Here is a 20,399-nt window from a genome sequence, read left to right as displayed (position 1 = left end):
TTCATATCTTGTTTAGTGTAATATAATCCACTGTAATGTAAATACTTTTAATTTTTATTTAATAATCTTTTTAGATTTACACTGAAAGCTTATTGTCCATTAACCATGCTGATGCAACATAAAGAATTACTGAAACAACTGCATAATAAACAATCTGGATGATTACACGTGTTGTATTAAAATCCAATCCATCGTCGATAAACACGCCAAGTAACTTGCTAAGGCAGATTGAGATTGCGATGAAGATGCAGAAGCTGAGGAATCCATTGTATTTCTTGCCGTTTAATAATGTCGCGCAGATGATTACAGCAAAGAAACCTAAGCATACTGTGGAAATCCAATTTACAACAGATGCTGCACTAATCATGGCAAATCTGTATGAATCAACATAATAGCTTTCGCCTAAAAGGGCATTTATAAACTCAAATAACTCTTTAAACTCACCGTAAGAAGCAGCCAAAATAGAAACATCAGCAATTGCAAGTGCTACAAAACATACGCTTACTACTATGATTGAGCTTGCATTTTCAATAAGCTTTGCGCCTAAAATCTTGAAGCTATTATTTGGAGTCATAAAAAGCATGTAGCTTCGCTTTGTGTTCAAATCTCTGCTCAATGTAAATATTCCAAAAATACCAATAATAAACACTGAACAAACAGCTATCATAGAAAGAAGGGTTACACCTATTGCTAAAAATCCTTCCTTCTGCATGAAAACACCAATTAAAAACATCACCTCAAATATAGCTGTTATAACAAGGATTATTCCCTTCATTGCCCATGATTTTCTGAATTCGTATTTAATTAAGTTTCCCATTATGCAATCCCCTCCATACATGTAATATTTGAAAATACCTGGCGATATTTATCAGCCAAAGATACGCCTTCTGTCATACGTAAACCTTCTACATCAAATACACCTACAAGCTGTGCCTGCTTAATAAAGATTGCTTTATCAACAACTGACTCCAACTCTTCAACCAGGTGGCTTGAAATGAGAAGAATTTTATCCTCTGATGCCGCATCAAGAATCATGTTCATAACCTCATCTCTTGCAAGCAAATCAATTCCATTTAATGGCTCATCTAGCATGTAGACTTTTGCATCTCTAGCCATAGTAACTGCAACCTTAAGCTTAGCCATCATACCTGATGAAAGTGACTTCACCTTTTGCTTCATATCCAAATCCATGCTAATAACCATATCTGTGTAGTTATCCATGGAGAAATCTGCAAAGAAATCCTTATAATATTTTCCAACATCCCCTACAGTCATCCAATCATAGAAATATGGCTCAGTAGACATATAAGCAATTTCCTTTCGGCTTTCGATACCGATTGGAGTGTCCTTGTAAAGCACCTCTCCTGATGTAGGCTTTATAAGGCCTGCTGCCATCTTCATCCAAGTAGTCTTACCGCTTCCATTAGGACCTAGCATTGCATAAATGTGTCCTGGTTCGAGGCTCATTGTTATGCCATCTACCGCGGTTTTGCCAACAAATTTTTTAGTAACATCAACACTTTTTAACATCACATTTCGTCCTTTCTACTTCTAATCATTTCTATTGCTTCTTCATTAGTAATTCCAAGCTCCATGATGCTTTTCAAGAATAGATTTAAAGCATCCTGCGCCATTTCCTGTCGACATGCTTTGATGATATTTGCATCATCTGTCACAAACGTTCCCATGCCTCTTTTGGTGTAACATACACCCTCCCTTTCCAGCTCCTGATAAACCCTAGCGGCTGTGTTTGGATTGATTGTATATTTAACAGCCAGCTCTCGGCTTGATGGAAGCTTTTCTCCGCATTTAATACGTTCATTAACGATATCCATTTTGATAGAGTTAATTACTTGTAAGTAAATGGGTGTCTTTGAATCAAACTGCATATTCACACTCCTCCTGTGTCATGTACTACTGTACTATCTGAATAGTACACTAGTATGTTGGTGCTGTCAACAGTTTTTTTCCACATTTTTATTTTTTGTTGTAAAATGTTTTCTAGGGCTTTGTTTACTGCCCCTACTTAATTATTTTTTAGGAGGTTTTTATGAAAGAAATTGATATTTTCCAGATTGGGAATTTTAAGATAGGACAGGCTGAAAATCAGGACGCTGGAACTGGTGTCACTGTTATCGTTGCTCCAGAGGGAGCACCATGCGGTCTCGATATTCGCGGCGGCGGCCCAGCCAGCCGTGAATCAGGATTAATGGATCCTCTTGCCGCTGCAGAGGTTATTCACTCTGTTGTTTTAGGCGGGGGCTCAGCCTTCGGTTTGGATGCAGCCGGTGGCGTTATGAAATGTTTAGCTGAAAAAGGAATTGGCTTCCCTGTGGGGGATGTTGTTGTACCACTTGTTTGCCAGTCAGATATCTTTGATTTAGGCTACAAAGCTTCTAACGTATATCCGGATAAAGAAATGGGATATGCAGCTTGTACTAAAGCTTTTGAAGGAGAACATGGCAACTTTGAAAATGGTAGTCATGGTGCAGGATGTGGCGCAACTGTCGGAAAAATGCTTGGTCCTGACAGATGCACAAAGTCAGGAATTGGCAGCTACGCTGTTGAACTTGGTGAATTAAAAGTTGGAGCAATCGTCTGCACTAACGCTGTTGGCGATGTTTATGATTATGTTGATGGAAAAAGAATAGCTGGTGTTTTAGCAGAAGACAAAAAATCCTTAAACGATGTTTCCTGTGAGGAATTAATGTACGCCATGACTATGGCCGGAAAGCCTTCTGATTCTGCCGATAATGCCCCTGCCGGTGCACCAACTAACACTACCATTGGTATCGTATTTACGAATGCAAAGCTCAACAAAACACAGCTCTGTAAAGTAGCCGGCATGACCCACGATGGCTACGCTCGATGCATACGCCCTATCCACACATCAATGGACGGCGACAGCATCTACGCCATGTCTTTAGGAAATGTAGAAGCGCCCCTTGATGTTGTAGGAACCCTCGCAAACCACGTAATGTGTGAAGCTATAAAAAGAAGTGTAAAATAAGTAAAAGGCTATTGCATTGTGCAATAGCCTTTTTGACTGTATATATCGAGTAGGTATCTAATCACGGAGAACAAATACCTACTCTTTTTATTTACAATTCTCTAATATTATCCTATACAAATCATTTATGTTTAATCCATCAACGCCAGTCTCAAAAGAATAAAGCAAGTTCTTGCCATACTCATACCCTAATTCTCTATATTTCGCAATTTTCTTCACTGCAGCTATAGCGTATTCTGGCTTGTCCATCATTCCAAAATGCTCATAGAAATATGTCTGTCTGGTCTCTTGATTTAATAACACAAAGTCCGGATGAAGCCCCTTTCGGTTTAGCTCACAAGCCGGTTCATATACATATGGAATTCCTTCTTTTGCAAACTTATCTGCAATAATCTTCTCTGATTTAGATCTAACATGCTCCCCATTATCTGTGTAGTAGGATGTTTCAATTGGATATTTTTCTTTGAATAAGTCAATATCTTCTTGACCATTGTATTTGGCCAACCAGTGATCTATAAAGGTTTGGTCATCTATATATTTGCTGTCAATTAGAGCCTTGCGCGCATCTGACAATTCATTATATAGCATCATCCCGTCTAGTTTAGGGAACTCTTGTATCGTCCCATTTAATGCTATCAATTGCTCATTCAATATCTTTAGCAACTGAAAATCAAAATCCTTTTGCGCTAATCTCCTAGCCACATCAATATCATCTCGTTTTATAAAAGTTCTCTCTACCTTAAATCTTCCTTGTCCAGGAATCATTTTACATTTGTAGAATTGAGTATATTTCCCCCGATTTTTCTTTATTTCAAGGAAATATCCATCATCCTTTGGATACCTCCTTTCTAGTGATTCTATTTCTCCCTTAATATTATCTATCTCTTGATTTATTGCATCTATGAAGCTTTTCAATAACTCTACCTCCTTAATCATAGCTCTCAAACCTGCATTTACCACTAGCATTCCAGCTATTTCAACTTGCTAGTGGTATCTTTTCGTCACTTTACCTCTAGCAAATAGTATTTCTGTGACAGCTAGAGGTATTCTTTTGCACCTATACCACTAGCATGAAGCAATCACACTTACGCTAGTGGTATGTCTCTCATTTTTTACCACTAGCAGAATTCAGTTTTGATTATGCTAGTGGTAAACCTACAATTTCGTACCTCTAGCTCTCAGTATTCCATCTCCCGCTAGTGGTAATGAACATATTTTGTACCTCTAGCAAACAACATCTGACTACCCGCTAGTGGTAAAACCGGGCCCATCAGCCCCAATTAATGCTTTCCTAATCCGTACTACTCCAAAATTACTTAACTCACCACACTTCCTAATACCAAATCACAATAACACTCATTTTCCCCGCAATTGCCAATCTATTACATACACCAAAAACTAGCAATTGTATGACCTGTTTCGTGAAAATCGCTATCGACTTGATAGCAAATGAAAAAAAGAAAATCTCACATACAGATGTATGTGAGATTACTGCGGGTGACAGGACTTGAACCTGCACGGTCTCCCACTAGAACCTAAATCTAGCGCGTCTGCCAATTCCGCCACACCCGCGTGAATCAAGGTCTTGACCAAGTCTACGACCTCGATGTCGGCTCATCGACTCCAATAATATATCACACTGCTACTCCCAATGCAACAAAAAATAGGCCTTTCAGAATACATCTGAAAGACCTACCAATTATCTAAATATTCAACCAGATTTTATCATTTCCCATGACTAAAGCACTACCTAAAGTTCTACCTGAAGCTCTATCCGAAAATCCATCCAAACACCGGTGATAATAGAATCATTATAACCGAATATGTAAATGAATTTACTGACATCAAAGTGGCTCTTTGGCCTGATGGAATCATGTCGTTCAGCACTACATCTGATCTGATTTCAATGAAGCTGTCTGCAAAAGAACCGATGCACGCTCCCACAATCATTACATATGGATTGCCAACTAATACTGAGGCAAAGGCAAGGACAACTCCCAAAAAGGAAATAAGACCAATAGTCCTATATCCTAACTTGTTGAAAAATGTGACAGTCTTTGAACCTAGAGCTCCAGAAAGGCCAATAACAAACAAAGCTGGACCAAGTAACACAGGTCTCAAGCCAACTTCAGGAAGCTTTGCTTGCATGAAGAAACCTATCAAAACAGCCACCGCCCCGATTTCAGCATTAAATAGAATTATCAGCCTCGCTTTGCGATTCTCCTTTAAAAACTTGATTGAGCCAATAGCAACTTCTTTGAATCTGCCAGCCACGTCCATTGATTCATGGCCTTCAGCATGAACCTCTGTCAGCGATAATGCAAACACCAATGCCACGCTTCCGATGATGATATCAACCAAATATGCTCTACGGTACCCTAGCATCAACGCTACTCCCGCAAGAAGTGTAGCCAGGGAACTGAATATCTCATAGATAATCATATCTTTTGAAAAGAAATCTTCGTAATTCTTTTCGACGCCAGCCTTTTTCATACTGTCGTAGGCCAGTGCTTCGCGAGTTCCTGATGCTAAGTTATAGCTCAATGCACTCACTCCCATAGCGAAAGCAATTGAGATGAACGAATCAGTGAATATCATTATCATTGCAGATAACATAGACATTATCTGCGCAAGCACCATAGATTTCTTTCGTCCAAACACATCAGACACCGCGCCAGATGGCACTTCACATATCATGCTTACCACATGAAAAATACTTTCAAACCAGCCTATCTCCAGTGTTGAGAAGCCACGAGCTGCCAGCAGCGCAACCCATGAAGCACCTGCAATCATAAATGCCCCAAAAGTATCTATAGCATAAATCTTCCCAAGCTGTGCCTTTATATTTATCTTTTTGCTTCTTACACGAAGCTCATTATTTCCTTGAATTTCAAATTCTGTATTATTTATTTCCATAAAAAAATCTCCTTATCTATTTTTTAGAATAAGGAGATAGTGCGGCACGATGTTATAAGCAATTAATTTCTATCGCTTAAAAAAGGGCGCACTATCCCCGTAAACTGCAAAAATAGAACCTTTTGTAAGATGCATATTAATTGTTTTCCAAGTCATACTACGCCCTCCTTTCTTTAAAACTTTGATGTTAACAATGTGGATTTTACCATATCGTATTTTCGAAGTAAAGTAAAAAAACACCTCTTTATCAAATGTGTCCAAAACAGTGAACACATTAGTAAAGAGGTGTTTATAAATCATATTAAAGCTATGAGTGTCTGCTAGCTCCCTTTAATCGAGCCATAGCACGAGCCATATTAGCAGTAGAGATTTGGTATTCAACCATACTCTGTTTCTGCTGAAGCTGCTCCTGAGCACGCTCTAAAGCTTCCTGAGCTCTGTATGTATCAATATCTTCTGGACGCTCGCAAGAATATGCAATCATCTTTACTGAGCCGTCTTTGTAAACAGATACTAATCCATCAGATACAATGGCACTTCGCCATGTTCCATCGCCTGTTTTAAAGCGTATTTCACCGACAGAAACTACACCAGTCATCATCTCATGATGATTCATGATTGCAGACTCTCCATCAGGACTAGGAATAATAATTATTTCGCAGTCACCATCATAAAACACGCCATCACAAGCGATTATTTTAAGATTAAATAATGATGCCATATACTACTCCTTTACAAGATCTGCAGCCTTTTTCTTGACATCCTCAATTGTACCAACGTTAAAGAATGCTGCTTCTGGATAATCATCCATCTCACCATTAAGGATAGCCTTAAATCCGCGGATAGTATCCTTTACAGTTACGAACTGTCCCTTAACACCTGTAAAGTTCTCAGCAACTGAGAATGGCTGTGAAAGGAAACGCTGTACCTTTCTTGCACGATATACAGTAATCTTATCCTCGTCAGAAAGCTCTTCCATACCGAGGATAGCGATAATATCCTGTAACTCTTTGTACTTCTGGAGAATCTCCTGTACTCCACGTGCAACCTGATAATGCTCCTCACCAACTACATCTGGCTCAAGGATACGTGATGTAGACTCAAGTGGATCTACAGCTGGGTAAATACCCATTTCAACGATCTTACGTGAAAGAACGGTTGTTGCATCCAAGTGTGAGAATGTTGTTGCTGGAGCTGGGTCAGTTAAGTCATCAGCAGGAACGTATACAGCCTGAACTGATGTGATAGAACCGTTCTTTGTAGAAGCGATTCTCTCCTGAAGCTCACCTAAGTCGTTTGCAAGTGTTGGCTGGTAACCAACGGCTGATGGCATACGACCAAGAAGAGCTGAAACCTCTGAACCTGCCTGTACGAAACGGAAAATGTTATCAATGAATAAAAGCACATCCTGATTCTTAACATCACGGAAATACTCAGCCATTGTAAGTCCTGTTTCAGCAACACGCATACGTGCTCCAGGTGGCTCGTTCATCTGACCAAACACTAAGGCTGTTTTATCAAGAACTCCTGACTCAGCCATTTCTGTCCAAAGGTCATTACCTTCACGAGAACGCTCTCCTACACCAGTAAAGATTGAGTAACCGCCGCTCTCTGTAGCGATATTATGGATAAGCTCCTGGATAAGTACTGTCTTACCTACACCGGCACCACCGAAAAGTCCGACCTTACCACCCTTAGCATAAGGAGCAAGTAAGTCGATAACCTTGATACCTGTCTCAAGCATTTCAACAACTGGGCTCTGGTCCTCGAATGTAGGTGGCTCTCTATGGATGCACCAATGCTCTCCATTATCAAGCTTCTCACCATTATCAAGTGTGTCACCTAATACGTTGAAAAGTCTACCAAGTGTCTGCTCACCAACTGGTACAGAAATACCAGTACCTGTAGCAGTTACTTCCATATCTCTACATAGTCCCTCAGAAGGAGCAAGCATGATACATCTAACCACGCCTAAACCGATGTGCTGAGAGACCTCCATTACTCTTTTCTCATCCCCTACCATAACGTATAGGGCATCTCTAATGGCAGGTAGGTCATTATCTTTAAATTCTACATCGACAACAGGTCCTGAAACCTGGACGATTTTTCCTTTTAACTCTGACATGTTTAACCTCTCTTACCTTTTAGCTTTTTTCTTTTTAAGCGCCTTAGCACCGCCGATTACCTCAGTGATTTCCTGTGTAATCTGTGCCTGACGCACTCTATTGTATTCGATAGATAACTCTCGAAGAATCGCTTCCGCATTGTCAGTAGCTGACTGCATAGCCATCATTCTCGCATTCTCTTCACTGGCTGAACACTCAACCAAAGCTCCATAGATGAAAGCTGTAAAATGGTTGTGTACCAAATGTTCCAAAACCGATGAAAGCGATGGATAGAATGGATACCATGAATCTCCGCCTTCTTTGAAAGCTTCAAGCTCGTAGTTATTGATTGAGTGAACGTGTTTTGTTCCTTCCTTCATCTCAGTAGCTACTTTACTTGTTCCCTCTGTATCAGATTCGATTTCCTGAACCTGCTCCTTAATAAACTTGTGTGTTTTTAAAGGAAGCAAACGTTCTACGCAAGTCTCTTCTGTAACAGAATTGAGCATCTTTGTATAAATAATATCGATTCTATCAAGCTCTTCTCTGTTGTATAAATCGATAAGATACTCGGAAATGACACGCGCTCTATGCATTGAAGGATTGTTTGCAGAATATCTGAAATTCTCGTCTACGTTATATCCATTGTTTATAAAAAACGCTCTACCAGTCTCACCTACAACGAATAGCTTGTATTCGTCCTTAGATAAGCCTCCGATTCGCTGAAGTGCAAATTTGATGGCGTTGTGGTTGTATGCACCAGCCATACCCTTGTCACCTGTAAATACTACGAATCCACGCTTTTTAATGGTCTCCTGATCATCCTCAACACGGTTATCAAAATAGATGTGTCGGATGTTAGGCATTCTAACAAGATTTTCTGCAATACCTTTTTGGGTTCCTTCAAAGAATGGCAATGTCTCTTCAAGCTTTGACTTTGCCTTACGCAATTTCATTGAAGACATCATGTACATGGCTCTTGTAATCTTCATTGTATCCTGAATACTATTTATTCTATTTAGGATTTCCTTTGTACTTGCCATGGTTTACTCCTGATTCTTTTTGAACTCCTCTGCTGCGTCAACAATAGAAGCCTTAATATCCTCTGACAAATCCTTTGTTGACTCGAGCTGGCTGATAATAGCACTATGCTCTGTTGCAAAGAACTCAAGCATATCTGCTCTAAACTTCTTAAGCTTTGAAAGCTCAACATCACTGAAGATATGAGCGTTTGCAGCTACAAGAATGATAACCTGCTCTGCCATTGAGAATGGTCTGTTAAGAGGCTGCTTCAATAATTCCATAAGGGCACGACCATGAGCCAACTGCTTCTTTGTTGCATCATCAAGATCTGATGAGAACTGTGTGAAGACTTCCATCTCACGGTACTGAGCCAAATCGATACGAATTGAACCAGCGGCTTTCTTCATAGCCTTTGTCTGTGCAGCACCACCAACACGGGATACTGAAAGACCTACGTTTACGGCTGGTCTCTGACCTGCGTTGAAAAGCTCTGACTCAAGGAATATCTGACCATCAGTAATAGAAATTACGTTTGTAGGAATGTAAGCTGAAAGGTCACCAGCCTGAGTCTCAATAATTGGAAGAGCTGTAATTGAACCGCCACCTGCTTCTGGTGTGATTCTTGCAGAACGCTCCAATAATCTTGAATGTAAGTAGAAAACATCACCAGGATATGCTTCACGTCCAGGTGAACGCTCTAACAACAATGAGATTGCACGGTATGCAACCGCATGCTTTGATAAATCATCATAAACGATAAGTACGTCCTTGCCTGAATACATAAAGTACTCTGCAAGTGCTGTACCAGAATATGGTGCAATATACTGAAGTGGTGCTGGATCAGATGCTGTAGCACTGACGATAATTGTGTAATCCATTGCACCGTTTTCTTTTAATGTGTTAACAAGCTTTGCAATTGTAGATGCCTTCTGACCGATAGCTACGTATACGCAGATAACATCCTTGCCCTTCTGGTTGATGATTGTATCAGTAGCGATAGATGTCTTACCTGTCTGTCTATCACCAATGATAAGCTCACGCTGTCCTCTACCAATTGGGAACATTGAATCGATTGAAAGAAGACCTGTCTCCATTGGCTGGCTAACAGACTGTCTATCTACGATACTTGGAGCTGGACACTCAACTGGTCTAAATCCATCTGCCTGGATTTCTCCATTTCCATCAAGTGGAGAACCAAGGGCATCAACAATACGTCCAAGGAAGCCGTTACCTACTGGAAGACCTGCCATCTTGCCTGTACGTACTACCTTTGAACCTTCTTTGATTTCTGTATCACGACCGAAAAGGATAACACCTACTTCATCGCGACGAACGTCCTGAACCATACCTCTAACGCCACAATCGAAAATAACGATTTCGCCGTAGAATGCATGATCAATACCGTCTACATTTGCGATTCCATCACCTACCCAGTTAACGATACCGACTTCCTTCTGCTCTGCTTCAAGCTTGAAGTCTTCAACGTTAGTTCTTAGGATTGAAAGAATGCTCTCATCAACAGCTGAAACACCAACTGCCTTATTAATCTTTGTAGCGAACTGCTCAATACGGCCCTGCTCGCTCCAGTCATATTCTTTTGTACCCACTGAAAGAATGAAACCACTCTTTAGTGAATCGTCCTGTACTAATTCAAGCTCAATGTCTCCATTGCCTGTTTCCTTAGCAAGGAACTTCTTGATACCTGCAAGCTGCTCATCAGAAGGTGCTGTAACATAGCGAAGCTTCGCTCTGTCAACCTTTTCAGTCTTAGTCTGAAGAGATTCCTTGTATGCAGCTCTAATATCATTAAATAAATCAAAATCTCCGTTATCACATAGCAATTTGAAGAAATTGCGGATTTCATGAGGGAAGATGCTATCAATAACAACATGCTTCTTAGCGATTGCTACTGTAGGATCTGATAATTCCTCTCCAATTGCAGGTACAGCCTCTAGTATAGAAGCGGCAGACTGCAAATGTGCTTCTGCATTATCTATGCTATGTAGGTCACGGGCATAGTTTAAAGATTTCTCTGTCACTTTTATTCACCTGCTTTACCTAAAAATTCATCAAACAGTTTGCTATCGATATCAGCTCCTGTTTTGCTACCAACAACTTTTGTAGTTGCATCAACTACTATATCTGCAATTTCTTTCTTTGCACTTGCGATAATCTGGTTCTTCTCATGATTAGCTTCTGCAACTGCTGCATCATGAATGCTCTTTGCATCAGTCTTAGCATCTTCTAATATCTTCTGATACTGACCATCAGCGCTCTTTCTTGCTTCAGCAATAATCTGTTTCTTCTCTGTCTCAGCCTCTGCAACCTTCTGCTCGTACTGTGCAGCAAGTTCATTAGCCTCGTTTTCCTTTGCTGTAGCCTTTGCATAAACCTCATCTGCCTCTTCCTGACGCTTAGCAATAATTTTGCCAATAGGCTTAAAGAAGAAGATTTTGAAAGCTACAACCAGGATAAGAAGATTGACTACTGTCCAAAGAATACTCCAAAATTGAATGTTAATCATATCTAATACCTATCCTTTATTATTAATAGAACTTGTTATTACAATACGAACATTATCATAAGAGCGATAACGAAACCGTAAATAGCTGTTGCCTCTGCAAGGGCACAACCTAAGATAAGGTTCTTCTGAATCTTGCTCTCTGCTTCTGGCTGACGTGCAATACCTTCGCAAGCCTTACCTGTTGCGATACCGATACCAATACCAGCACCAAGACCTGTTACTACTGCAATACCTGCTCCAACTGCGATTAAAGTGTTCATAAAATTTTTCCTCCTAAGAATCCGCCTTGTTTTTCATCTACATCTCGCCAGTTACGCTCTCAAGCCTGAGATATTGTCTTCGTCGACCAACATGTCTCCTTAGACAACACTCAGAGCTAGATAGCTACTGGCTATCTTTTCTCTTTGAACAAGGCTCATTTAATAGTAAAAAATAAATAAAATAAAATTCGGTATTCATACCGCTTATACGGTTACTCAATAGCTTCCTTTAAATATAAAGAAGTTAAGAATACGAATACATATGCCTGAAGTAATCCATCGAACAAATCAAAGTATAATGAGAATACAGCAGGGATAACTGGTGGAACGACGATTTTAAGAAGTTCCATGATAACAAACGCACCAAGTACATTACCAAAAAGTCGCATACATAACGACAATGGTCTTGTGAATACATCAAGAATGTTAAATGGTGTTACTATAGCAACCGGCTCAACAAATGAATGTAACCATTTCTTTACGCCTTTGTGATAAATACCTGCAGCTTCTACCAAAATAATACTCATAAGAGCAAGTGCTGCTGTAACATTTACATCCTTAGTAGGTGACTTGAAACCAAACAAACCAATGATGTTAGATAAACCAATGTACAAAAGTACTGTGACAAGGTAACCGGTATATGCCTTTCCCTCTTCACCTAAGGTTGCACCAACAATGGCATTTAGTTTCTCGTAAATAAGCTCGGCAAATGCCTGCTTTTTACTGATGTTTTGTGTCTTTAGTCCCGTAGTCAAGAATATGGCTATGAGAATAAGCACGGCCATTACGATCCAGGTAACTACGACTGATTCATAAATCGGAATATCAAATCCTCCGATATGGAGCCTGAATACCTCTTCGCAATTTAGCTCTTCTACAAGCTTTTCTGCTAAAGTCAAGAAAACACCTCCTATTCATTTTTTCTCATGCCACCCATTTTATACCTTTCGCACAAAAATATAAGATACAAATTGAGCAATGTGTATAAAGAAAATGTTTGACACGCAATTTACCGGATATTTACTCCGTATGTTTTCACCATACACCTAAAAAAAGTGTCCAGTCAATGCTGGACACTTTTATTTAACACTTTTTTCAAGACTTTTTAGCAATTAGCAATATACCTTTTTGCCCTTGACAAATTTATCCTTAATAATGGCATCGGCATCGTTGTAACACATTCTCTCAATACGCTCTCTGATGGACATATCTCTCATTGAATACATCTTGCTATCGTCGATAACAACTGCATCGAATTCGTACCCATCCTTGAATGTACCAACCTTGCCAAAGTACTCTCCGCCACCTGCTGTAGCAAGATAGAAAACCTCCTCAAAAGAAAGTGGCTTAACATCTGTATCAACCAGGCGATAGTACATTTTAGATGCCTGCAATGTAATAAGCATTGTCTTAAGCATATTCATAGATGAACCTGCAGCCACGTCTGTACCAAGACCGACCTTGATACCTGCATCCATAAACTTTCGGATTGGAGCGATACCACTTGTAAGGTTCATATTGGAATCGGCGCAATGAGCAATGTAAGCACCATGCTTTTTAAGGATGCTCATTTCCTCCTCGCCTGAGTATACACAGTGTGCCATGATGGTAGGTAATTCAGCCGAACCCATAGTATCGAATAGCTCGTATGCATTTGCATAGGAAGTTGATTCAGGAACCAATTCCTTTACCCAAGCGACCTCTGACTGATTTTCAGAAAGATGAGACTGGATTCTCAAATCTCTTTCAGCAGAAAGCTTTCCCAAGCCTCTCATTAAATCATCTGAACATGATGGGATGAATCGAGGTGTCAGGATAGGCTTTGTGTTCTTATAGCGACCCTCGATGGCCTGAAGCCAATCTAAAGTTGCCTGGAGGGATGCTTCGGCGCTTTCCTCCTGAAGACCTTCGCCACCGTTTCTATCCATATTTACCTTACCAACGTATGTGATCACACCAGTATCCTCTAGCTGATCCATGAGGTTGATAGTTGCTTCATTATGCATTGTTCCAAAAACAACAGCACGAGTTGTGAAGCATCGTCTTAAATCCTCTGCAAAATACCCATATGCCTTTTTAGCATATTCCATATCTGAGTACTTTGCTTCCTCTGGGAATGTGTAGGTGGTAAGCCACTCCAGAAGCTCTTCATCCATACCAATTCCACGGAATGTGTACTGAGGTGCATGAACATGCAAATCAGTCATGCCTGGAATGATTAAACGCTCGCCGTAATCATACAGCTGCAATCCCCTGTACTGCTCAGGGAGCTCGGTGAAGGCACCTTTACAAATGCCATCCACACAAACAAGATAACCTCTATAATATGTAGTTATTCTCTTTTCTGATTCCGAGAAAGCAATGCCTCCTCGTAGTACAAAACTTTCGTTCATATAAATACCTAACAGGAAGATGCAGCCTAGCCCTGTAAACCTCTAGCCTGTCTATCCATATCCTCGACTACGATATCGTAAATCTCGCCAAGTGTTCTGCAGTACTCAAGAACCTTCCATGGCTCGTTTGTATGATAGTGAATCTTGATAAGCTCCTCATCACCTACTGCAAGTAAGCTGTCGCCAACAAAATTCTCTGTAATGTAATCGTTGATTGCATCCTCATCAAGATCCTCGCCCTCGATAAGAAGCTGTGTGTCATATCTAAATTCAATTGTCTGTTCTGGTAACATATTTATTTCCTCCAATATTTTCTTTTCGAAAAACTACAGACTTACTTTACCACATCTATAAAAAAAAGGCGAGTCAGTCTGTTAGTTTAGACTGACTCGTTTTTAATTAAAGTTTATCATTACGTTTTACATATGTAGGGGTGACAGATTCTGAAACAATCTTCTTGATTTTCTTCGCCTCAACCCATTTATCCACTACCGCATTTTCGATATAAACTCCATCTCCAATATCAGCGTAGGAAAGAATAATTGAGTTTCTAACTACTGCCCCTTTTCCAATATGAACATTTCGTCCGATAATGGAATTTTCAACTGTACCTTCTATCAATCCTGCATTACATACCATTGAATTGGTAACACTTGCTCCGTGGAAATATTGGGTTGGGCAAGCGTCTGTTGTCTTGGTGTAGAATGGCCAATCGCTTGTGAAAAAGTCCATTGCCGTTGCATATTCAAGCATCTCCATGTTTGCCCTGTAGTAGTCATCCAGGCTTGTTATTGCTGCAAAGAATCCTTTGTGCTGGTAGCCTCTCACATCCAGTGTCTCGCACGCTAATGCAATCATGTCTGCAAGAGAATATGCAGATGATTCTTTCTTGGCCTTTTTAATCAAATCAACAAATATTTCTTTCGACATTACATAGGTGTCCATGCTGATAAGCTTTTCCTTAGCTGTACCCATGTTGCGTTCCAAAGACTGTACGCCCTTTTGCTTATTCAAGGTAACCACATTACATGCTCTGTAGTATTCCTTCGCCTGGTCTACCTTATGATAAAGCAAGGTAATATCTGTTCCAGATGCCACATGCTCGTCTAAAAGCTTTTGATAATCCTGTTTGTAAATCATGTAGCTAGGAGCCACGATTACATAGTCCTGAGGCATGCGCTCTATCTGCTCCAGGTTTTCCAGATAGGCATTAATATCTGTGTTGTAGATAGAACTGTGGCCATTATTCTGTGTAAATAACAGCTGGATGTTGCCTCGCTTTGAATTGATATTGTAGTGGCGTCCATCACCGATATGTTCAACAATGGAACGTGGTCTACTGTTCAAATATACGTGTATACGATTTATACCGCTATTGCTCATATTTGAGATAGGAAAATCGATAACTCGAAATCTTCCCAGAAATGAGAAAGCGCCAATTGGTCTGTAGTCATGAAGACCTTCTACTCTGATATAGTTTGCGGCGGAATTAATCACGCCAAATGCTTTGTTTGCCATATTAATCCTCCCCCTTTACATTTTTTGCAACAAGAAGGATTTCCTCGCTCTTCTTATTTCCTACTTTGGCGTTCTTTCCTATTCTAATGTTTTCAGCCACAAGAGCTCTTGTTACAGTAGCTCCTTCTTCAACAATAGCCCCCGGCATAAGCACTGAATCTATTACCTTTGCACCAGGTGCAATCTTCACATTTGAAAAGATAACCGACCTGGAAACCTCTCCACCTACATGAGCACCCTGGTTGATATATGCACCATCAATCTTTGCAGAGGATGCAATATACTGTGGAATGATTCCTGTGTCTTCTGTGTAAATCTTCCATGATGTATCGTCCAAATTAAGCTCATTATCGCTATCCAGAAGATCCATATTGGCTTCCCAAAGGGAATCAATAGTTCCAACATCCTTCCAATAACCTGAGAACTCATAGGCATAAAGCTTTTTATCTCCATTTAACATTACCGGAATGATGTCCTTACCAAAATCATGGCTTGAGTCAGGATTCTTCATATCCTCTATCAGAAGCTTTCTCATAGTTTTCCATGTGAAGATATAAATACCCATAGACGCCAGGTTGCTCTTTGGTTTCTCTGGCTTTTCCTCAAACTCGATGATTCTTCGGCTGTCATCTGTGTTCATGATGCCAAATCGACTTGCCTCTTTCATTGGCACACCACGAACAGCTATTGTAGCATCTGCCCCCATTTCCTTATGGAAGGTAAGCATTTTGTCATAGTTCATTTTGTAAATATGATCACCTGACAGTACCAAAATGTACTCAGGATCATAAGCGTCGATAAAATCGATATTCTGAGAAATAGCATCTGCAGTACCTCGATATACATCAAGGCCACAGTCTGCCTTCTCTCTAGGTGTAAGGACGAAGACACCACTATCCTTTGTGTCCAATCCCCATCTTCCACCTGCCGCAACATAACTGTTTAGCAAAACCGATTCGTACTGTGTCAAAACACCTACGATATCTATTCCACTATTAGCACAGTTACTGAGTGGGAAATCGATAATACGATATTTTCCACCATAAGCAACGGCTGGTTTAGCAACTTTGTTTGTTAACTCATGCAGACGGCTACCACGACCACCTGCTAGAATCATAGCTAGCATACTTGTCTGAGCCATATTATCCCCCCTAACTTTCTTCTTTTATCTCCTTCAGTAAACAAACAACACACGTTTTATAGATAATATTTTAATAGTTTTGCACAAACAAGGCAATGTTTTGAGCATTTTTTTATGCATTTTTCTTACATTTGTTGAGCACAACATAAAAGAAATATTGTATCCTATTGTCTTAATTTTCGAATAATTCTGAATTTAAAAAAGTTGTGGGTTTTCTCTTGACTTAGGGGCTGGGCCATAGTATTATATGTCTTGTCGTTAGGACATATGGTTCCTTGGTCAAGCGGTTAAGACGTCGCCCTCTCACGGCGAAAACAGCGGTTCGATTCCGCTAGGAACTGCTAAGAGCATTGCAAAAGCGATGCTCTTTTTTGCATATATAAATATTAATAAAAATGGCGCCAGCTCCTATGCTAGCGCCTTATTTATTAGAATAAACTCTTTACTGTAGGATAAAGCTTCTTGAATTCCTGATATCTCTCTTCGTATTTACGAATTAATTCTGGATCAGGCTCTACTGTTGTCTTTACCTTTACAAGCTTATCACAAGCCTCTTCAACTGAAGCGTACTCACCGCATCCTACTGCTGCAAGTATAGCTCCACCAAGTCCTGGGCCTTCCTCATTCTCCAAAATATCAAGCTTAAGATTCATAACTGATGCAATAATCTTCTGCCATAATGGAGACTTTGCACCGCCACCGCAAATCTTGCTTCGCTCAATAACGATACCCTGTGAACGTGCAACCTCCAGCGAATCACGAAGACCAAATGCTACGCCTTCAAGAACAGCCTGTGTCATATCCTCACGTGTTGTATCCATAGACATGCCGATGAACATAGCACGTGCATCTGGATTGTTGTGAGGGCTACGCTCTCCCATAAGGTATGGAAGATAGAATACACGATTCTCCCCAAGGTTCTTGATACCAGCCTGCTCTGCTGGATAATCCTTTGTCTTGAGGATTTCATCCATCCACCACTTGTTGCAAGATGCTGCTGAAAGCATGCAGCCCATAAGATGATATCCACCATCTGCATGATCAAATGAGTGAAGTGCATTGGCAGGGTCTACTGTAAAGTTCTTGCTTGAAATAAAGATTGTTCCAGAAGTACCAATTGAAAGATTACACTTGCCCTCTCCAACTGTACCTGTACCAACTGCAGCTGCAGCATTGTCACCAGCACCTGCAATAATCTTTACATCATTTGTAAATCCAAGCTCTGCTGCAACCTCTGGCTTAATTGTGCCAACTACTTCATAGCTCTCGTAAAGCTTAGGAAGCTGGGCCTCAGAAACATGGCAGATATCCATCATTTCCTTGCTCCAGCATCTATTCTTAACATCGAGTAAAAGCATACCACTGGCATCTGAATAATCTGTGCAGAAGCTTCCAGAAAGCTTGTATGCCAAGTAATCCTTTGGAAGCATAATCTTTGCTACCTTAGCCCAAAGCTCTGGCTCATTTTCCTGCATCCAAAGAATCTTTGGGGCTGTGAAACCAGCAAACGCAATATTTGCTGTGTAATCAGAAAGCTTATCCTTTCCAATCACATTGTTGAGATACTCTGTCTCTTTTCCTGTACGTCCATCATTCCAAAGAATTGCAGGACGAATAACATTGTCATCTGCATCAAGTGTTACAAGACCATGCATCTGACCACCAAAAGAAATACCAGCAACCTTTGTCTTATCAACCTCTGCTGTAAGTTCCTTCAAGCCAGCCATAGACTGAGCCCACCAATCCTCAGGCTTCTGTTCAGACCAACCTGGATGTGGGAAGCTAAGGTCATATTCCTTTGAAACTATTTTCTTGATATCACCGTTGCCTTCCATGAGAAGAAGCTTTACAGCAGATGTACCAAGATCAACTCCGATATAATACATAACTATAATCTCCTATTCTAAAAATGGCTGGCCGAAGCCAGCCATAAATTAACTAATTATGCGAATGGATTCTCTGTTGGGTAACGTACGCCTGCTGGCTGGTTGTATCCGATTTCGTCTACCTCTACTCCGATGTACTTGAATACTTCGTAGAGAGCCTTTCCATAGTGACCGAATGCAACTGCTCCGTGATGTGGGAATCCCTTTTCGATTAACCAGTGACGATAGAAGCGTCCCATTTCTGGAATAGCAAATACACCGATTGAACCGAATGACTTTGTACGTACATCAAGAACCTCACCCTGTGCGATGTAAGCACGAAGGATGTTGTCTGCTGTAGACTGAAGTCTGTAGAATGTGATCTCACCTGGAGCGATATCGCCTTCAAGTGTTCCGTTTGTAACTTCCTCTGGAAGTGTACGAGCCATAATCTTCTGGTTTCTCATCTCACAGAATGCAAGCTTCTTAGAGCATGTATTTCCGCAGTGGAATCCCATGAATGTATCCTGAAGTGTGTAGTTTGTCTTACCCTTGATTTCTTCGTTGTACATATCCTTTGGTACTGAGTTGTTGATATCAAGAAGTGTAACGATGTCTTCTGAAACAACTGTACCAATGAACTCTGAAAGACATCCATAGATATCAACTTCGCAAGATACAGGAATGCCTTCACCTGTTAATCTAGAGTTTACATAGCAAGGAACGAAACCAAACTGTGTCTGGAATGCAGGCCAGCACTTGCCAGCGATTGCTACGTATTTACGATATCCCTTGTGATCTCTTACCCAATCCTTAAGTGTAAGCTCATACTGAGCAAGCTTTGCAAGAACCTCTGGCTTCTTGTTTCCAGCGCCAAGTTCTTTTTCCATATCTGCAACAACCTCTGGAATACGGCTGTCACCTTCATGCTTATTGAATGCTTCGAAAAGATCAAGCTCTGAGTTCTCCTCGATTTCAACACCAAGGTTGTAAAGCTGCTTGATTGGTGCATTACAAGCAAGGAAGTTAAGTGGACGTGGTCCAAAGCTGATAATCTTGAGATCTGAAAGTGCGATTACGGCGCGAGCGATTGGCTCGAACTCATGAATCATATCAGCGCAATCCTCAGCATCACCCACTGGATACTCTGGGATATAAGCCTTGATGTTACGAAGCTGTAAGTTGTAGCTAGCGTTGAGCATACCGCAGTAAGCATCCCCTCTACCATCAAGAAGGCTGTTGCCTGACTCTTCTGCTGCTGCAATAAACATCTTTGGTCCTTCAAAATGCTTTGCAAGAAGTGTCTCTGAAATTTCTGGACCGAAGTTTCCAAGATATACGCAAAGTGCGTTACATCCTGCTTTCTTAATATCCTCGAGAGCCTGTACCATGTGGATTTCACTCTCTACTATACAAACTGGGCACTCATAGATGTGCTCTGCACCGTACTTCTTTGTATAAGCCTCAATAAGTGCCTTTCTTCTGTTTACTGATAAGCTTTCTGGGAAGCAGTCACGAGAAACTGCTACTACACCAATTTTTACATTTGGCATGTTGTTCATTGTAATTACCCTCCTTTAATAACGCGGCTCCTTTTACATAAAAATAAAGCCCCCAAAACGTTTTCGATAATCAAATGATATC

Annotated in this window: 19 protein-coding genes and 2 tRNA genes; 2 read left to right on the top strand and 19 right to left on the bottom strand. The window is 40.5% G+C overall.

Features of this window, described 5'->3' with window-relative positions:
• Positions 1 to 76 precede the first annotated feature (76 nt).
• Genes T375_RS08480 through T375_RS08470 form a run of 3 tightly spaced genes read right to left on the bottom strand, consistent with a single transcriptional unit; the run spans position 77 to position 1,889 of the window.
• Positions 77 to 817, bottom strand: coding sequence for a hypothetical protein (locus T375_RS08480; protein ID WP_044937291.1), 741 nt, complete (start codon positions 815 to 817; stop codon positions 77 to 79).
• On the bottom strand, positions 817 to 1,530 hold the full coding sequence (locus T375_RS08475) for an ABC transporter ATP-binding protein (protein WP_044937288.1): 714 nt from the start codon (positions 1,528 to 1,530) through the stop codon (positions 817 to 819). The genes T375_RS08480 and T375_RS08475 overlap by 1 nt, the downstream gene beginning before the upstream one ends.
• Positions 1,530 to 1,889, bottom strand: a complete 360-nt coding sequence (locus T375_RS08470; RefSeq protein WP_044937283.1) for a GntR family transcriptional regulator — start codon at positions 1,887 to 1,889, stop codon at positions 1,530 to 1,532. The genes T375_RS08475 and T375_RS08470 overlap by 1 nt, the downstream gene beginning before the upstream one ends.
• Positions 1,890 to 2,050: 161 nt before the next feature.
• On the opposite strand from T375_RS08470, the gene T375_RS08465 reads away from it, so the two are divergent.
• Positions 2,051 to 3,010 (top strand): P1 family peptidase, encoded by a 960-nt coding sequence (locus T375_RS08465; RefSeq protein WP_044937280.1) that lies wholly within the window; start codon positions 2,051 to 2,053, stop codon positions 3,008 to 3,010.
• A gap of 87 nt (positions 3,011 to 3,097) precedes the next feature.
• Here T375_RS08465 and T375_RS08460 read toward each other — a convergent pair whose 3' ends face one another.
• The 14 genes from T375_RS08460 to T375_RS08395 all read right to left on the bottom strand — a co-directional run bounded on the left by T375_RS08460 (position 3,098) and on the right by T375_RS08395 (position 16,890).
• The gene (locus T375_RS08460) at positions 3,098 to 3,946 is read right to left on the bottom strand and encodes a hypothetical protein (protein WP_155952476.1); all 849 of its coding nucleotides are present in this window, start codon (positions 3,944 to 3,946) and stop codon (positions 3,098 to 3,100) included.
• Between the two features lie 556 nt (positions 3,947 to 4,502).
• Positions 4,503 to 4,582, bottom strand: a tRNA-Leu gene (locus tag T375_RS08455).
• Positions 4,583 to 4,780: 198 nt separating this feature from the next.
• Positions 4,781 to 5,926, bottom strand: coding sequence for an MFS transporter (locus T375_RS08450; protein WP_044937274.1), 1,146 nt, complete (start codon positions 5,924 to 5,926; stop codon positions 4,781 to 4,783).
• A 307-nt stretch (positions 5,927 to 6,233) separates the two neighbouring features.
• Positions 6,234 to 6,647, bottom strand: coding sequence for an ATP synthase F1 subunit epsilon (gene atpC, locus T375_RS08445; protein WP_044937271.1), 414 nt, complete (start codon positions 6,645 to 6,647; stop codon positions 6,234 to 6,236).
• A 3-nt stretch (positions 6,648 to 6,650) separates the two neighbouring features.
• Complete coding sequence (gene atpD, locus T375_RS08440; protein WP_044937268.1) at positions 6,651 to 8,051, bottom strand: F0F1 ATP synthase subunit beta; 1,401 nt, start codon at positions 8,049 to 8,051, stop codon at positions 6,651 to 6,653.
• A 12-nt stretch (positions 8,052 to 8,063) separates the two neighbouring features.
• Entirely contained in the window at positions 8,064 to 9,074 is a 1,011-nt protein-coding gene (gene atpG / locus T375_RS08435; protein ID WP_044937265.1) for an ATP synthase F1 subunit gamma, read from the bottom strand.
• 3 nt (positions 9,075 to 9,077) lie between these two features.
• A complete protein-coding gene (gene atpA, locus T375_RS08430) occupies positions 9,078 to 11,093 on the bottom strand; it encodes a F0F1 ATP synthase subunit alpha (RefSeq protein ID WP_044937262.1) in 2,016 nt (671 codons plus the stop codon).
• A gap of 2 nt (positions 11,094 to 11,095) precedes the next feature.
• A complete protein-coding gene (gene atpF, locus T375_RS08425; RefSeq protein WP_044937259.1) occupies positions 11,096 to 11,578 on the bottom strand; it encodes a F0F1 ATP synthase subunit B in 483 nt (160 codons plus the stop codon).
• 38 nt (positions 11,579 to 11,616) lie between these two features.
• Positions 11,617 to 11,838 carry an ATP synthase F0 subunit C gene (gene atpE / locus T375_RS08420; RefSeq protein ID WP_015548814.1) on the bottom strand — a complete coding sequence of 74 codons (222 nt, stop codon included), beginning with the start codon at positions 11,836 to 11,838 and terminating at the stop codon, positions 11,617 to 11,619.
• 212 nt (positions 11,839 to 12,050) lie between these two features.
• Complete coding sequence (locus tag T375_RS08415) at positions 12,051 to 12,737, bottom strand: F0F1 ATP synthase subunit A (protein ID WP_044937255.1); 687 nt, start codon at positions 12,735 to 12,737, stop codon at positions 12,051 to 12,053.
• A 213-nt stretch (positions 12,738 to 12,950) separates the two neighbouring features.
• Positions 12,951 to 14,231, bottom strand: coding sequence for an amidohydrolase family protein (locus T375_RS08410; protein ID WP_044937253.1), 1,281 nt, complete (start codon positions 14,229 to 14,231; stop codon positions 12,951 to 12,953).
• A 26-nt stretch (positions 14,232 to 14,257) separates the two neighbouring features.
• On the bottom strand, positions 14,258 to 14,524 hold the full coding sequence (locus T375_RS08405; protein WP_044937250.1) for a dihydroxyacetone kinase: 267 nt from the start codon (positions 14,522 to 14,524) through the stop codon (positions 14,258 to 14,260).
• A 106-nt stretch (positions 14,525 to 14,630) separates the two neighbouring features.
• Positions 14,631 to 15,749: a glucose-1-phosphate adenylyltransferase subunit GlgD gene (glgD, locus tag T375_RS08400; RefSeq protein WP_044937248.1), complete on the bottom strand. Its 1,119-nt coding sequence runs from the start codon at positions 15,747 to 15,749 to the stop codon at positions 14,631 to 14,633.
• Position 15,750: 1 nt separating this feature from the next.
• Positions 15,751 to 16,890 (bottom strand): glucose-1-phosphate adenylyltransferase, encoded by a 1,140-nt coding sequence (locus T375_RS08395; RefSeq protein ID WP_044937247.1) that lies wholly within the window; start codon positions 16,888 to 16,890, stop codon positions 15,751 to 15,753.
• Between the two features lie 269 nt (positions 16,891 to 17,159).
• On the opposite strand from T375_RS08395, the gene T375_RS08390 reads away from it, so the two are divergent.
• A tRNA-Glu gene (locus tag T375_RS08390) sits at positions 17,160 to 17,231 on the top strand.
• An 87-nt stretch (positions 17,232 to 17,318) separates the two neighbouring features.
• Here T375_RS08390 and xylB read toward each other — a convergent pair.
• Together xylB and T375_RS08380 are read right to left on the bottom strand one after the other, a co-directional pair.
• Positions 17,319 to 18,776: a xylulokinase gene (gene xylB / locus T375_RS08385; protein WP_044937245.1), complete on the bottom strand. Its 1,458-nt coding sequence runs from the start codon at positions 18,774 to 18,776 to the stop codon at positions 17,319 to 17,321.
• Between the two features lie 56 nt (positions 18,777 to 18,832).
• Positions 18,833 to 20,317, bottom strand: a complete 1,485-nt coding sequence (locus T375_RS08380) for an L-fucose/L-arabinose isomerase family protein (protein WP_044937243.1) — start codon at positions 20,315 to 20,317, stop codon at positions 18,833 to 18,835.
• Positions 20,318 to 20,399: the final 82 nt, after the last annotated feature.

It is taken from the genome of Pseudobutyrivibrio sp. LB2011 (assembly GCF_000701765.1).
Classification (GTDB): domain Bacteria; phylum Bacillota; class Clostridia; order Lachnospirales; family Lachnospiraceae; genus Pseudobutyrivibrio; species Pseudobutyrivibrio ruminis.
Note: the sequence above shows the minus strand (reverse complement) of the source record. Positions and strands in the feature narration are given on the sequence as shown.

Coding starts and splice junctions, on each gene's coding strand:
- T375_RS08480 (WP_044937291.1), bottom strand. CDS start 817: ATGGGAAACTTAATTAAATACGAATTCAGAAAATCATGGGCAATGAAG.
- T375_RS08475 (WP_044937288.1), bottom strand. CDS start 1,530: ATGTTAAAAAGTGTTGATGTTACTAAAAAATTTGTTGGCAAAACCGCG.
- T375_RS08470 (WP_044937283.1), bottom strand. CDS start 1,889: ATGCAGTTTGATTCAAAGACACCCATTTACTTACAAGTAATTAACTCT.
- T375_RS08465 (WP_044937280.1), top strand. CDS start 2,051: ATGAAAGAAATTGATATTTTCCAGATTGGGAATTTTAAGATAGGACAG.
- T375_RS08460 (WP_155952476.1), bottom strand. CDS start 3,946: ATGATTAAGGAGGTAGAGTTATTGAAAAGCTTCATAGATGCAATAAAT.
- T375_RS08450 (WP_044937274.1), bottom strand. CDS start 5,926: ATGGAAATAAATAATACAGAATTTGAAATTCAAGGAAATAATGAGCTT.
- atpC (WP_044937271.1), bottom strand. CDS start 6,647: ATGGCATCATTATTTAATCTTAAAATAATCGCTTGTGATGGCGTGTTT.
- atpD (WP_044937268.1), bottom strand. CDS start 8,051: ATGTCAGAGTTAAAAGGAAAAATCGTCCAGGTTTCAGGACCTGTTGTC.
- atpG (WP_044937265.1), bottom strand. CDS start 9,074: ATGGCAAGTACAAAGGAAATCCTAAATAGAATAAATAGTATTCAGGAT.
- atpF (WP_044937259.1), bottom strand. CDS start 11,578: ATGATTAACATTCAATTTTGGAGTATTCTTTGGACAGTAGTCAATCTT.
- atpE (WP_015548814.1), bottom strand. CDS start 11,838: ATGAACACTTTAATCGCAGTTGGAGCAGGTATTGCAGTAGTAACAGGT.
- T375_RS08410 (WP_044937253.1), bottom strand. CDS start 14,231: ATGAACGAAAGTTTTGTACTACGAGGAGGCATTGCTTTCTCGGAATCA.
- T375_RS08405 (WP_044937250.1), bottom strand. CDS start 14,524: ATGTTACCAGAACAGACAATTGAATTTAGATATGACACACAGCTTCTT.
- glgD (WP_044937248.1), bottom strand. CDS start 15,749: ATGGCAAACAAAGCATTTGGCGTGATTAATTCCGCCGCAAACTATATC.
- T375_RS08395 (WP_044937247.1), bottom strand. CDS start 16,890: ATGGCTCAGACAAGTATGCTAGCTATGATTCTAGCAGGTGGTCGTGGT.
- xylB (WP_044937245.1), bottom strand. CDS start 18,776: ATGTATTATATCGGAGTTGATCTTGGTACATCTGCTGTAAAGCTTCTT.
- T375_RS08380 (WP_044937243.1), bottom strand. CDS start 20,317: ATGAACAACATGCCAAATGTAAAAATTGGTGTAGTAGCAGTTTCTCGT.